The organism is Mesorhizobium sp. LNHC232B00 (genome assembly GCF_000502435.1).
Lineage (GTDB): Bacteria > Pseudomonadota > Alphaproteobacteria > Rhizobiales > Rhizobiaceae > Mesorhizobium > Mesorhizobium opportunistum.
This window is the reverse complement of sequence record NZ_AYWP01000017.1, coordinates 58,217-71,735: the sequence shown is the minus strand read 5'-3', so window position 1 is coordinate 71,735 and position 13,519 is coordinate 58,217. Positions and strand designations below refer to the sequence as shown.

At 62.2% G+C, this 13,519-nt stretch carries 15 protein-coding genes and 1 pseudogene; 10 read left to right on the top strand and 6 right to left on the bottom strand.

The window, feature by feature from the left end:
- The first annotated feature begins 54 nt into the window (after positions 1-54).
- The 3 genes from X743_RS148765 (at position 55) to X743_RS148775 (ending at position 1,420) form a co-directional block, all read left to right on the top strand.
- Positions 55-696: a TetR/AcrR family transcriptional regulator gene (locus X743_RS148765; RefSeq protein WP_023767105.1), complete on the top strand. Its 642-nt coding sequence runs from the start codon at positions 55-57 to the stop codon at positions 694-696.
- 47 nt (positions 697-743) lie between these two features.
- Positions 744-1,034, top strand: coding sequence for an HlyU family transcriptional regulator (locus X743_RS148770; RefSeq protein ID WP_023767104.1), 291 nt, complete (start codon positions 744-746; stop codon positions 1,032-1,034).
- Positions 1,035-1,189: 155 nt separating this feature from the next.
- On the top strand, positions 1,190-1,420 hold the full coding sequence (locus tag X743_RS148775) for a hypothetical protein (protein WP_013893650.1): 231 nt from the start codon (positions 1,190-1,192) through the stop codon (positions 1,418-1,420).
- Positions 1,421-1,558: 138 nt separating this feature from the next.
- Here X743_RS148775 and X743_RS148780 read toward each other — a convergent pair whose 3' ends face one another.
- Positions 1,559-2,593 (bottom strand): class I SAM-dependent methyltransferase, encoded by a 1,035-nt coding sequence (locus X743_RS148780; RefSeq protein WP_023767103.1) that lies wholly within the window; start codon positions 2,591-2,593, stop codon positions 1,559-1,561.
- Positions 2,594-2,821: 228 nt separating this feature from the next.
- Between X743_RS148780 and X743_RS148785 the strand changes: the two genes are divergently transcribed.
- The gene (locus tag X743_RS148785; protein WP_023767102.1) at positions 2,822-4,888 is read left to right on the top strand and encodes a GGDEF domain-containing protein; all 2,067 of its coding nucleotides are present in this window, start codon (positions 2,822-2,824) and stop codon (positions 4,886-4,888) included.
- 58 nt (positions 4,889-4,946) lie between these two features.
- Here the strand turns inward: X743_RS148785 and X743_RS148790 are convergent, their stop codons facing one another.
- Together X743_RS148790 and X743_RS148795 are read right to left on the bottom strand one after the other, a co-directional pair.
- A complete protein-coding gene (locus X743_RS148790) occupies positions 4,947-6,149 on the bottom strand; it encodes an MFS transporter (RefSeq protein ID WP_023767101.1) in 1,203 nt (400 codons plus the stop codon).
- 147 nt (positions 6,150-6,296) lie between these two features.
- Positions 6,297-6,755: an Lrp/AsnC family transcriptional regulator gene (locus tag X743_RS148795; RefSeq protein WP_023767100.1), complete on the bottom strand. Its 459-nt coding sequence runs from the start codon at positions 6,753-6,755 to the stop codon at positions 6,297-6,299.
- A 187-nt stretch (positions 6,756-6,942) separates the two neighbouring features.
- On the opposite strand from X743_RS148795, the pseudogene X743_RS01000000169245 reads away from it, so the two are divergent.
- Both X743_RS01000000169245 and X743_RS148800 read left to right on the top strand, forming a co-directional pair.
- A pseudogene (locus X743_RS01000000169245) lies at positions 6,943-7,685 on the top strand (AzlC family ABC transporter permease).
- Positions 7,682-7,981, top strand: a complete 300-nt coding sequence (locus X743_RS148800; protein WP_023767099.1) for an AzlD family protein — start codon at positions 7,682-7,684, stop codon at positions 7,979-7,981. The pseudogene X743_RS01000000169245 and the gene X743_RS148800 overlap by 4 nt, the downstream one beginning before the upstream one ends.
- Before the next feature lie 14 nt (positions 7,982-7,995).
- Here the strand turns inward: X743_RS148800 and X743_RS148805 are convergent, their stop codons facing one another.
- The 3 genes from X743_RS148805 to X743_RS148815 form a co-directional block, all read right to left on the bottom strand.
- Positions 7,996-8,289, bottom strand: a complete 294-nt coding sequence (locus X743_RS148805) for a type II toxin-antitoxin system RelE/ParE family toxin (protein WP_023767098.1) — start codon at positions 8,287-8,289, stop codon at positions 7,996-7,998.
- 2 nt (positions 8,290-8,291) lie between these two features.
- Positions 8,292-8,531, bottom strand: coding sequence for a CopG family ribbon-helix-helix protein (locus tag X743_RS148810; RefSeq protein ID WP_023767097.1), 240 nt, complete (start codon positions 8,529-8,531; stop codon positions 8,292-8,294).
- Between the two features lie 180 nt (positions 8,532-8,711).
- Positions 8,712-9,347 (bottom strand): FMN-dependent NADH-azoreductase, encoded by a 636-nt coding sequence (locus tag X743_RS148815; RefSeq protein ID WP_023767096.1) that lies wholly within the window; start codon positions 9,345-9,347, stop codon positions 8,712-8,714.
- A gap of 108 nt (positions 9,348-9,455) precedes the next feature.
- Here X743_RS148815 and X743_RS148820 point away from each other — a divergent pair, with 108 nt between their 5' ends.
- The 4 genes from X743_RS148820 to X743_RS148835 all read left to right on the top strand — a co-directional run bounded on the left by X743_RS148820 (position 9,456) and on the right by X743_RS148835 (position 13,475).
- A complete protein-coding gene (locus tag X743_RS148820; RefSeq protein ID WP_023767095.1) occupies positions 9,456-10,409 on the top strand; it encodes a LysR family transcriptional regulator in 954 nt (317 codons plus the stop codon).
- Positions 10,410-10,561: 152 nt separating this feature from the next.
- Positions 10,562-11,143 (top strand): TetR/AcrR family transcriptional regulator, encoded by a 582-nt coding sequence (locus X743_RS148825; RefSeq protein WP_023767094.1) that lies wholly within the window; start codon positions 10,562-10,564, stop codon positions 11,141-11,143.
- A gap of 138 nt (positions 11,144-11,281) precedes the next feature.
- Positions 11,282-12,586, top strand: a complete 1,305-nt coding sequence (gene fabF, locus X743_RS148830) for a beta-ketoacyl-ACP synthase II (protein ID WP_023767093.1) — start codon at positions 11,282-11,284, stop codon at positions 12,584-12,586.
- 73 nt (positions 12,587-12,659) lie between these two features.
- Positions 12,660-13,475, top strand: coding sequence for an oxidoreductase (locus tag X743_RS148835; protein WP_023767092.1), 816 nt, complete (start codon positions 12,660-12,662; stop codon positions 13,473-13,475).
- Positions 13,476-13,519 lie beyond the last annotated feature (44 nt).

Here is a 13,519-nt window from a genome sequence, read left to right as displayed (position 1 = left end):
GGGGGTTCGAAACAACATGCCGCTTCCGCAAGGCAAGCGCATTCAAGGACTGAAATGGCACTGGACAAGGAAGAGACCGGCGAGCGGGTGCTGGCCATTGCCGAGGCGCTGCTCAACGAAGGTGGCATGGACAATCTGAAGGCGAGGACCGTGGCCGAGCAGGCGGGCATCTCGGTCGGCTCGGTCTACAATCTGTTTTCCGATCTCGACGGTGTGCACCGTGCCGTCAACATGCGGCTGCTCGACCGACTGGGCGCCGCGGGGGCGGCGGCGATGGCCGATCTCGGCAGGCGAGGCATCACCGATGTGCGGCAACGCCTGCTGGCGCTGGCCGGCGCCTATGTGCGCTTTGTCGAGGCGCATCCCGGCAGTTGGCCGGCACTGCTCGCCTTCAACAGGCGCCGTCCGACGCTGAGCGAGCCAGATGCCTATGAAGCGCGGCTCGACCAACTGTTCGAGATCATCGCCGGCGTGCTCGCCGGTGGCGACTTCGACCTCGACGACGACACGCGCCGGATTGCCGCGCGCACACTGTGGTCAAGCGTGCATGGTATCGTCACCAGCGGCTATGCGGCGAGATCCGTCCGCCGGCAGGCCGACGAGATCGACCGGCAGATCGAGCTCCTGGTCTCCGTCTTCATCAGGGGGCTGGAACGCAGCGGCACATTCGCGCATGCTGGGACAACAGCGCCGTGAATCGTGAACAAGCTGCGGTTTGCAGGACGAACAAGGAGATTTGAGCCATGTCTTTTCTGAAACGTCTTTTCGGCGGCGGCGGCGAGGCGGCCGAGCCCGCGAATGCGGCACCGGCCAAGCAGGTCGAGCACAAGGGCTTCCTGATCAGCGCCACGCCCTACAACGCCGAGGGCCAGTACCAGACCTGCGGCGTCGTCTCCAAGGAGGTCGACGGCGTGGTCAAGGAACACAAGTTCATCCGCGCCGACCGCTTTGCCGGGCTCGACGACGCCGTCGACATCTCGATCAAGAAGGGCATCCAACTGGTCGATGAACAGGGCGAGCGGATTTTCGGGTAGGAGCGAAGACCGCGGCGTTGCCGGTCGAGCCAATGTCGGGCCGATCAGGGCGGACCTATCAAAACCCAGGCGCTGTGCGCTGACGGTTCCATCGGTATCGGCGGAGCCGCGAATCTGTGCTAAGCCGCCGCCAAACCAACCAGAGGACGACACCCGTGAGCGAACTGACCGTGGCCGAGGCGACCGAAAATATCTATGCCTCGCTGCGGGCGGACAATGCCGAAATCGACGCGCATATCGCGACGCTCAAGGCAGCGCTGACACGAGAGGGGATAAAAGAGGCGGTGTTCGATCCGACCAAGTTGGCGCAGAGCAACCGCTCGGGCCGCAAGCTGATGCAAGCCTATTTCAGGCAGCGCGGCGTGAGCGTGAGGTTTTCGGAGTAGCCGCGCGGGCAGGGGCGACCGCCACGGACGATGAGGGTCGATGACGGCCAGTCGGCGTGAGCGTCGAACATCATCACGCCCAGCCACAAATACACCGGCCGAGGTCTCATCCCGGCCGGTGCGCAGTCCAGACGGTTGCTATCCGTGCTTTTCGATGACCGCGTAGAGCACGTTGCGGTTCTCGCCGAAGAACACCCGCGCCTCGACCGTGTTGCGATCGACGCTGGCCTTGACGATGTTCCACATGTCGACCTCCGAACGCAGCAGCAGCACCCAGTCCATGAACATTTCCCGGTACCCGGCATCGGGGTTGCCTTCCGCGTAGTTGGCGAACAGGAACGTCCCGTTCGGCTTCAACATCTGAAGGCAGGTCTTGGTGAGTTTCACGGCGACGTTGTGCTGGAGGTAGTCGTAAAGGCCGGAGGCGTAGATGAAGTCGAATTTGCCCATCTTGTGGCCCCTGGTGAGCACGGTCCGCACCGAGCCGTCGACGGCTTCGATCGCGGTGCCCTGGAAGTCGCGTGCTATCAACCCGACGCTCTGGGGATCCTGATCGAGCGCAACCCAGCGCTTGAGGCGGCCCTCTGCCAGTGCGACGGAGCGATTGGCTTCACGCAAATGACCGGCCGCGATTGCCAGGACCTCGGTTTGCGGTCCGCTCTTGGCTGCAATCTCGTCGACATAGCGGGTCAAGAGATCGCGCCGTTCCCGTGCCGCGACGCATGACGGCACGTCCTGGGTATGGGTGTAGAGCGCCTTGCCGATCTCCGAGGCGTTGGCCACGCTCTCGGCCACGTGCGGATCACAATAGATGTAGTCGAGCAACTGCGCGTCGCCGGCATAGCCCCTGGGCTTGTTGAAGGACCACCGCGTCAGCGGGTCCTCGAGAAAATATTCCAGGATCGGATGGTTCTGCGCCACCGGTATCAAGGCTTGCCAGACGTCGGGATGGAGCCTGGAACGCATCGCTTCGAGAAGCGACATCAGACGGCGAATGATCTCGGCAGGATTTTTTCCCTGTTCGATCTGCTGATGCGCCGTGTGGAGAACGAGCGCCAGCTCGACGCGAGCGGTTTCGAACGCTTCGCCATGCTGCTCGGGCCTTCCGCGGCGCAGGCTCCCAGCGATCATTTCGGCAGTAATCAGGCTTTTGCCGTCAAACACAGTTTGCACACCAAGACTCCATAGTTAACAGTCAGTTAACTTATTGCGTAGAATGCTTGGTTTGCCAATGTCGGCTCGCGGGCATTTTATCGTTATGATTAATTTCCCGCTAACCATCTTGGGTCGTTAGGTGCCGTCCAAGTCGAATTTCGGGTTTGAGTTAACCGAAACTTGTGCTGCACGATTGCATGATTTTGTGCATCGCAATCGCTGTCGCGTCTTGAGGAGCCGGCCCGCGTGGGGGCAGAAACGAGAAGAGAGGCCGGAACGCTTGATCCCCTTTCCCTGGGGGGTATCGCGAGCGAACGCGTGTCGCCTGGATTGGCCGACATAGCGCATGCGGAGCCGTTCGAACCGCGCTACGAACTGGGACCCTACGAACTCCGAACCCTCTACCGAACCGAAGCCCAGGCGAAGCGAAGAAAGGAAGCCAGACCGGGGCTTTGGATCGCTGTTGCCATCTACGTCCTGTTCTCCGTATCGGATCTGCTGCTGATCCCGGATGTGGCTGCCCGTACGATCGCGGCTCGCTTCGCGGTTGGCTTGACGGCGCTCTTGATCCTGGAAGGACAACTTCGCCGGCGAGCCGCGACGGGATGGCTGGACGTGACTTGCGCCGCGGCCATCATCTTTGGCTATGTTGGCTGGTTGGGCCCGGCGGTCATGAGCGCAGACAAAGAAAGCGTCTCTTATTACATGGTCTTCGGCACCATATTCATGATGAGTGCCAATCTATTTTTTACATTCAGATTCAAGATCTCCATCATAACCTCTACTATAATTCTATGTATATTGTATATTGTAAACTATTACATGCCCACTACACCTGTTTACAAAATGGTATTCGCGACTTTCTACATCTCGTGTTTCACCTTCACGTCATATGTGAACTGGAAACTGAATGAGGAGCGCTACAACGTCTTCCTGAACGCGTTGGAAGCCAGAATTCAGCACAAGGAAGCCACCGAACGCGGCAAGGCCCTGCTGAGACTGTCGCGGACCGATCCGCTTACAGGCCTGGAGAACCGGCGGGCGATCGACGAGAAGCTGCGCGACTACTGGAACGACTGGCAAAAGCTTGGCGCCGGTTTTGTGGCGATCCTGATCGATGTGGACTTCTTCAAGAAATTCAACGACTGCTACGGCCATCAGGAGGGTGACCGCTGCCTGATCCAGGTCGCCAACGCCCTCAGCGACATGATCAAGCAATACAATGGTTCGATCGGCCGCTATGGCGGCGAAGAATTCATCGTGCTTGCCCGCATGGAGAAGAAAGACCAGGTCGCGGATCTTGCGGAAGCCATCTGCCGCACGGTGGAGAACCTGGCGATTGCCCATGAGCTGCGGCGAGACGGCATCTCGATCGTGACCGCGAGCGTTGGCGCCGCCTTCACCAGGAAGCAGACCGGCGCCAAGCTGGAGAAGATCATCCACGAGGCCGACCGCGCGCTCTATCTGGCAAAGGCCGGCGGTCGAAATTGTGCCCGGCTGTTCGATCCAACGGACCCCCAGAGCAGCGACGAGAGCGAGAACCTTGCGGCCTTGCTGAAGATCGCGATCGGGCAGGATCTCGTTTCACTCGTCTATCAACCGATCAAGGACGTCGCCTCAGGCCGGCTTGAAGCCGTGGAGGCGCTGATGCGCCTCAAGATGCTCGACGGCACATTGGTTCCGCCGAGCCTGTTCATTCCCGTCGCGGAACGGACCGGGTCGATCCTGGAACTCGGACGCTGGGCCATAAGGACGGTATGCGCCGAGCTCCTGGCGGGCGATCACGTCCGTCTCGTCAGTGTCAACGTCTCTCCGATCCAGCTCAAGACACCTGGCTTCGCCGCGTCCGTTGCGACCATTCTGGGCGAGACCGGCGTGACCGGAAACAGGCTGGCCTTCGAAATCACCGAAGGGCTCGAGATGGAGATGCACTCGGATATCCTTCGCTGCATCAGCGACCTGAAGCTGCTGGGGATCAAGATCTGGCTCGATGACTTCGGCACCGGCTTCGCCGGCCTTTCGTGGCTTCGCCTGATCGATTTCGACACTGTGAAGATCGACCGCTCGTTCCTTCACGACTGCGCCACGCCGAACGGCAAGGCGATGCTGCAGGACATTATCGCCCTGGTGCGAAATCGCGGCCACAAGATCCTGGTCGAGGGCGTGGAAACCGAGGAGCAGATGGCCCTCATGCGTGAATTCGGCATAGACAAGGTCCAGGGCTTCCATGTCGGCCGCCCCGTCCCCGCAGCGAATCTCCAGGCAAAGCGGGCAGTCCAAAGACGGCCATTCACGGTCCTCAAGTCGGCATAACAATGCCATGGGCCTTGGCGAAGACCGGCTTCGCCAAGCGCCCCCAAACGGTTGATGTCTATGCTGTCCGGAACTGCCTTTGCGGCAGCGGCGGGAAGGCGATCGCTATGCCCGCGGCACCGAGGCCGATAAGGGCCGAGCCGATGAACAGCCAGTGGTAGTTGGCATAGGCGTCGAACACCATGCCGCCGGCGAGCGGCCCCAGCGCCATGCCAAGGCTGGACAGCATGGTGGCGGCGCCGAACACGGTGCCGAGGATGCGCTGGCCGAAATATTCGCGCGCCAGCACGGCGTAGAGCGGCATGACCCCGCCATAGGTGGCGCCGAAGATGACCGCCAGCATGTAGAACTGGTCGAGTTGGCTGATCGAGAGATAGGCGGCAATGACGATCGCCTGGATCACGAGGCCCGCGATCAGCACCGGCTTGACGCCGAGCCTGTCGGCCAGCACGCCGTAGAGAAGCCGGCCGCCAAGCCCCGCGAGGCCCTCGACGCTGTAGATCGAGACCGCCGCCATCGGAGCGACGCCGCACAACATGGCATAGCTCACCATGTGGAAGATCGGGCCGGAGTGGGCGGCACAGCAGGCAAAGAAGGTCAGCCCCAGCACGATGAATTGCGGTGAGCGCAGCGCCTGGCCGACCGTCAGGCCGGCGCCTTCGGCAACCGGCGTGGAGCTGGCAGCGGCCGGGGCGGGTTTTGGCGGCTGGCGCACCAAAAGCACCGCCGGCAACAGCAGCACCCAGGCCATGATGCCGATGTCGAACATGGCGGTGCGCCATTCATACGCCGAGATCAGCCAGCGGGCGAAGGGCGAGATCGTCATCGGTGCGACGCCCATGCCGGCCGAGACCAGCGAAACCGCAAGGCCGCGATTGGTCTCGAACCAACCTGTGGTCAGCGCGATCATCGGCGCGAAGAAGGCGCTCGCCGCGAGACCGACGAGCACGCCATAGGTGATCTGAAAGGCCAGCAGCGAGCCGGCGCGGCTGGCAAGCACCAGCGCCAGTCCGAGCAGCACGGCGCCGATCGCCACGACGATACGGGCGCCGAAGCGGTCGGAGATGGCGCCCCAGGCGAAACCACCCAGACCCATCACGAGAAAGTTCAGTGTCATGGCGCTCGAAATGCCGGCACGCGACCACTGTGTGTCGATCGCCATCGGCTCGAGGAAGATCGCCAGCGAAAACATCGTACCGATGGCGACACAGGACATCAGCGCGCCAGCCGCGACGATGACCCAACGATAGGAAAGGCTCATTCAAATCTCCCATGCCAGAGGGCAGCGCCGTGCGCTGCTTGCGTCCGAAGGACGCTTCCGCCGGAGCCGATCCTACAATCTGGTTGCATTTTCTATCCAGTCTGGAATGGCGTTGTTTCTGGCAGCCCTGCCGCCTTGCGGGGCACCTCAGATCGGCAGTTCCAGTGTGTATTTGATGGTCTGGCTGGGGACGTCGGTCTTGACGTTCTGGACGCCCTTGATGCGGCTCAGATGCTCCGACTGGAAGCGGCGATAGTCGTCGATGCTGTCCGCCACGATGCGCACCATGGCGTCGCAGTCGCCGAGCATCAGGTAGCATTCCATGACCTGGGGCAGCTTGGCCACTTCGGTGGCGAAATGCTCGATCGTGTCCTCGTCCTGCGCCTTCAGCCAGATGCGGGTGAAGAAGGTGAGGCCCTTGCCGATGCTTGCCGGGTTGAGCACGGCGACATAGCGGTCGATGACTCCGGCCTCCTCCAGGAGCTTCACGCGCCGCAGGCAAGGCGAGGGCGACAGGCCGACCTGATTGCCCAGATCGTTGTTGGCCATGCGGCCGTCGCGCTGCAAAGCCCGCAGGATGCGCTTGTCGATGTCATCGAGCCGCATGGCTTTGGATTCCATTTTTCTGATGATCTGTGATATCAAATGCCAAAAATCGACCAAAAGCAACCATCTTCGCAAGCAAATTGCGGGAAGGTGTGGGTATGTTTGCGGCCGACATCACGAGAGTTCGAAGGCAGGGAAGCGGCGGCCGCGAGGCCGGCCGACGGTAAGGCATGGGCATTTCCGGGGCATGACCATTTCACAGGCAGTCGAGGCGGCGGGCGACGGTTCGGGATCGGAGTTCCGCCGGGGCGTGGCGTCCTGCGCGCCGGTGCTGCTCGGCACCATTCCCTATGCGCTGGTGCTCGGCGCGCAGGCCACGCAGAAAGGGCTGAGTGCGGTCGAATTGTCCATGATGACGGGGCTGAACTTCGCCGGCGGCTCGGAATTCGCGGCGATCCAGTTGTGGACGTCGCCGCCGCATATCCTGCTCATCGTCGCCATCACCTTCCTGGTCAACAGCCGTCATCNCGTCATCTGCTGATGGGAGCGGCGCTGGCGCCGTTCCTGCGCGACCTGCCGCGGCGCAAGGTGTTTCCGGCGCTGTTCTTCCTATGCGATGAAAGCTGGGCGCTGGGGCTTTCAGACGCCAAGCAGCGTGCAGGGGCGGGCATCACGCCGGCCTTCAGCCCGCGCTATTATATGGGCGCGGCACTGGCGATGTATCTGACCTGGGTGGCCTTCACCACGCTGGGCGCCTTGCTCGGCCCGATGCTTGGCCATGTCGAGACCTACGGTTTCGACATGGCGTTTCCAGCCGTCTTCCTGGTGCTGATGCGCGGCATGTGGAAGGGAGTGGCGGCGGCACGGCCTTGGCTGGTCAGCCTCGTTGTCGCCGCACTCGTCTATCTCTTCGTTCCCGGCGCCTGGTACGTCGCGGCGGGTGCGGTGTCGGGGCTGGTCGCGGCTTGGCTGATGGCAGGTGACGCATGATCGATGCGGCGACCCTTTTCACCATCGTGCTGATGGCCGGCGTCACCTATCTGACGCGCATAGGCGGCTATTTCGTGCTGCGCAACCGCACGCTTGGCGCGCGTGCCACGGCGGTGATGGAGGCGGCACCCGGTTGCGTGCTGATCTCGGTCATCGCGCCGGCCTTCGTGTCGCGGAACCCGGCCGATCTCCTGGCGCTGGCCATCACCTTTGTCGCCGCGACGCGGCTATCCATGCTGCCGACCGTGCTGATCGGGGTCGCCGCGGCGGGTCTGCTCAGGCATTTCATCGGCTAGAAAAAGCGGCGGGCTCACAGGGTTCGCGGCCACTGTTGGGCGGCGTGTATGACGGTCAGTATTTCGACGGCATCTCGGCTTACGCGATAGGGAACGATATAGGGAATATCGACCAAAACGAGTTCTCGCGTCGCCTTGATCCGCCCAACGCGGCCCATGGCCGGCTGTTCGATGAGCAACTCCGCCGCGGACAAGATGCGCGCAATCACACGAGCAGCGGCTTCGGGGTTGTCTTTCTCGATGTGCGCGCCGATTGTGTCAAGCCGACGCAATGCCCGCTTGGTCCAACGGATTGTCTTGCCGCTCATAATCAGCGCGCGGGCTTGACGTATTTCCCAATCACGGCAGCGAGTTCTTGATCATTGGCGAATTCACCGCGCTCGGCCTCGGCCAATCCGGCCTCTATCTCCGCGAGCTGCCACTCCTGTCGGGCTACAAAGTCTTCGATGGCCTGGGCTGCCATATAAGAGCGCGAGCGATCGAGCTTTTCGGCGAGCTGATCCAGCCTATTTGCCGTGTCATCGGGGAGGCGTACGGTAAAAGCTGTCATGATAACGATCCACCTTGGTTTACGTTGATTGTCAGCGAACCAAGGCGGTTCGTCAAGCCGCGCGCCAACGATCGGGCGCTCCGCCCTGTCTAAATCCGAAAAGCGAGCGAGAAGGGCTGCCATTGGACAGCGAGAAAGGGCAGGCGCCAAAAGCGTCTGCCCTTCAATTCGAGCCTTCCCTTAGGCGGCTGTCGCGACATCCCGGCTTGCCGCCACCACGGCATCGACCTTGGCGGTCGCCTTGGCCAAAGCGGCCGCGACCGCGTCGGGACCCATGCTGACGCCTTCGATGCGGATGACATCGACATCGGTCATGCCGAGGAAGCCGAGCACGCCGCGCAGATAGGGAATCGCGTGATCGAACTGCACGGCCGCACCTTCGGAATAGACGCCGCCCGAAGCCAATACGACATAGACCTTCTTGCCGGTGACGAGGCCCTTGGGGCCATTCTCGCCATAGGCAAAGCTCCTGCCGGAGCGGGAAATATGGTCGACCCAGGACTTCAGCGTCGAGGAGATGTTGAAGTTGATGAAGCCGGTGGCCAGGATCACCGTGTCGGCGGCGAACAGCTCATCGAGCACGACGTCGGAGACGCCGACGACCTCGGCCTGGCGCTGGGTGCGGGCTTCAATGGGCGTGTAGATGCCGGTTGCATAGTCCGCATCGATGTGCGGCAGCGGGTTGGCGACGAGGTCGCGCACGACGAGCGTGTTCGATGGATCGGCGGCGACGAGCTTTTCAGCGAATTCGGTGGCGATGCGGGTCGAGTGCGAGGCAGCGCCGCGCGGGCTCGAAGTGACGAGAAGAATGGACATAGCGGGTCTCTCCAGTGGAATGAATTGTCCCGCCACATATGGAGCTATCGATCCATCGGATAAACTGGTATATTTTCTATACGATCCATCCACAAAATAGATATAGAGATGCAACCCAATCCGACACTCGACCAGCTGCAGATCCTTGTCGCCGTTGCCGACACCGGGAGTTTCTCGGCCGCCGGCCGCAAGCTCAACCGGGCTCAATCCGTCATCAGCTATGGCATCGCCAATCTCGAGGCGCAGCTTGGGCTCAAGCTGTTCGAGCGCGAGGGCACGCGCGAGCCGCAGTTGACCGAGATCGGCCGGGCGATGCTGGAGGATGCAAGGCGCATGATCGGCGTGCTGCAGCGCATGCGTTCGCGCGTCGACGGCCATCATCACGGGCTGGAAGCCGAGGTGGCGCTATCGGTCGATGCGTCGTTGCCCTCATCGGTACTGGTGCGGGTGCTGAAGGCGTTCGAGACGCAGTTTCCAACCGTGATGCTGCGCCTGCATATCGGCACGCTCGGCCTGATCCCCGATCATGTGGTCAGCGGCCAGGCCGACCTCGGCATTGGTGGCCTGCTGGGCGATGTCGACGTGCATCTCGTGCGCATCGGCTTCATGTCGATCGTGCTGGCCGCAGCCCCCAGCCACCCGCTGGCGCTGCTGCCGAAACCGCTGGCGCTCGAGGATGTGCGTGAACACACCCAGCTTGTCGTGACCGATCAGTCCGAACGCACCAAGGGACGCGATTTCGGGGTCTTCGCCTACCGGACCTGGCGTCTCACGGATATGCGCACCAAACACATGCTGATGCGCGAGGGCCTCGGCTGGGGCGGCCTGCCGCGCTGGCTGATATCAGACGATCTGGCAAGCGGCCGGCTGGTGGAACTCGACCTTGAACCCTTCAGCGAGGTGCGCTCGCCGCTGTTTGCCATGCATCGCAATGACACCAGCCCGAAGCCGGCGGCAGCCTGGCTGATCGAGCGGTTCAAGCGCGGGCTCGGCTGCTTCAACGAGTTCGAGCCGGGTGAGGTGCCCGAGGAAGAGCCGGAAACGTCCAACGCGCAAGGGTGATCTCGGCGATGGCCGAACGAGGACGTCAGGCCGCAACAAGGCGTTGCCGTTCCCTTGTTGGCAGCCGGCTTGGCACCCGGCGCCTCAAATAGATTGCGGTCGAACTCTATCTCTGATATAAATGTCGAACGAAATCTAAATCAGAGGTCGACATGAGAGTGAGCCGTGCGCAGGCAGAAGCAAATCGCGAAGCGGTGATCGACGCCGCGAGCCGGCTTTTTCGAGAGCATGGCTTCGATGGCATCGGGCTGAAGGATCTGATGAAGGGCGCCGGTCTTACTCAGGGTGGATTCTATAAGCAGTTCGAATCCAAGGACGATCTGGCCGCACAAGCATCGAGGCGGGCGATGGAGCACGCGACCCGGAGATGGTCGGCCGCTGTCGCCGCAAGCCCTGACCCGCTCGAGGCCGTGATCGGTTTCTACCTTTCACCCGGACATCGCGAAACGAAGGGCGAGGGTTGTCCATTGGTGGCGCTGGGCTCGGACGCGGCGCGTCAAAGCGAGGAGGTGAGAGAGCCATTCCAGGATGGGATCGCAGCTCACCTCGAGATTCTCGACCAATTGATGCCTGGGTCCGAAGGGCCGGGAGACCATCGCAAAGCCATGGCGGTGCTGTCGCTCATGGTGGGTGCCGTAACGATCTCCCGTATCCTGAAAGACGAGGAGATGTCGCGGCGTTTTCTCAGTGCTGCCGCTGGCGAGGTCAGGCAAATTGCGGCTCTGCGGGAATAGCTGCGTACCGGTACGCACTGCGCATCTTTGACGACCTCGCGGCATGCCATTTGCCGAAATGAACGAGCGGTGATCGCGATGTGGTCGCCACGACGCCGTCGCGCGAAGGAATCCAACAGAATGACAACCGGAGTACACATGCGTCGTATCGTTATCACAGGCATGGGAGCAGTTAGCCCGCTCGGAGCCAACGTGCCGACTTCCTGGTCCCGCCTCTTGGCTGGCCGCTCGGGCATCCGGAGGCTTGCGGAAGATGTCGTGGGAGACTTGCCGGCAAAGATCGGCGCAACGGTTCCTTCCCTGCAGGAAGACCCCGAAGCCGGCTTCGATCCAGACACCGTCCTGGCCCCGAAGGAACAGCGCAGGGCAGACCGCTTCATCCTCTTCGCACTGGCGGCGGCGGAAGAGGCGCTGTCCCAGGCGAAGTGGAAACCAGTCTCGAACGATGACAAGGCCCGTACCGCGACGATCATCGCTTCGGGTGTCGGAGGATTTCCGGCGATAACCGAAGCTGTGAGAACCGTCGATCAGCGCGGTGTTCGGCGTCTGTCGCCATTCACCGTGCCATCCTTCCTGGTGAACATGGCAGCGGGACAGATTTCCATCCGATACGGCTTCAAGGGACCGCTTGGCGCTCCGGTGACGGCGTGCGCGGCCGGCATTCAGGCGATCGGCGACGCGGCGCGTCTTATCCGCGCCAATGAAGCCGATATCGCGGTGTGCGGCGGAACCGAAGCCTGCATGAACGCGGTCAGTCTCGGCGGTTTCGCCGCGGCACGCTCCCTCTCGACATCCTTCAATCACCGTCCCGATCAGGCCTCCCGTCCGTTCGACATGTTGCGTGACGGCTTCGTCATGGGTGAGGGGGCCGGTGTGCTGGTCGTCGAGGCATTGAGCCACGCGCTCGCGCGTGGCGCCAAGCCGCTCGCCGAGCTCGTCGGCTACGGCACGACGGCGGACGCTTATCACATCACATCGGGTCCCGAGGATGGCGACGGTGCGCGCCGAGCCATGGAGATCGCGATCAGTCAGGCCGGCATTTCGGCACGGGACGTCCGCCATCTCAATGCGCACGCGACCTCCACGCCGGTCGGCGATGCCGGGGAGATCGAGGCGATCAAAAGGGTCTTTGGCACGGATTTCAGCATAGCTGTCAGCGGGACAAAGGCGGCGACCGGACATCTGCTGGGAGCGGCCGGCGGGCTTGGCGCCATCTTCACGATCCTTGCGCTCAGGGATCAGGTCGCGCCGCCGACACTCAACCTGACGACCCCCGATCCGGCCGGCAACGGGATCGATTTCGTCGCAAACCAGGCCCGGCCATTGAAGATGGACTACGCGATCTCCAATGGCTTCGGCTTTGGAGGGGTCAATGCCAGTGCGTTGTTCCGGCGCTGGACGGACACGTCATCGAGCGCGAGCGCGGAAGGATACTCCGGCTGAGTTGCCCGTGACCGCGCCCGCGCACGCCGCATTTCAAGAACACAAAGCCGGCTCAAAGAAAGAAGCGAATTCCATGAACAAGATCAATCCCGGCGTCGCCCTCGTGACAGGCGCATCTTCCGGCATCGGCCGCGCTACGGCTGATGCCTTGCTAAGCGCGGGCTATCGCGTATTCGGAACCAGCCGTCGCACGGTCTCCAAGCAATCCGGCGGCGTTACCATGCTGACCTGCGACGTGACCGATGATGCGTCTGTCGCGAAACTGGTCGATGACGTCCTGGCCAAGGCCGGACGCATCGACCTGCTCGTCAACAATGCCGGCATGGGTCTCTTTGGCGGTGCGGAGGAGTCCTCGACCGCCCAGGCCCAGGCGCTGTTCGACGTGAACGTCTTCGGCGTCTTCCGCGTGACCAACGCGGTGTTGCCGGCAATGCGGCGCCAAGGGAAGGGCAGAATCGTCAATTTGAGTTCGGTACAGGGGTTCATCCCCGCCCCCTATTTCGCGCTCTACGCGTCGACCAAACATGCCATCGAGGGGTATTCCGAATCGCTCGATCACGAATTGCGCCCGTTCGGCATTCGCGTTTCGGTGGTGGAGCCGGCCTACACCCGTACTTCATTCGAGGACAATCTCGCCGCCCCCGATCAGTTGCTCGATATCTATGACTCCGCGCGCTCCGGCATGACCGTGGCCGTGCGGAAATCGATGGAAAAAGGCGATGCGCCCGAAGTGGTAGCGGCGACGGTTCTGGCCGCTGCGGTCGATCCCGCTCCGAAGAAGCGCTATGCGGCGGGAAAGATGGCGCGCCAGGTCAGTTTGCTGCGCCGCTTCGTCCCCGCATTCGCATTCGACAAAAGCCTGCGAAGACAACTCGGGCTGCCGGTCTGAGACGGGCTTGGTTTACCGCTGTTTGGGGGGAAACGATGAATCGC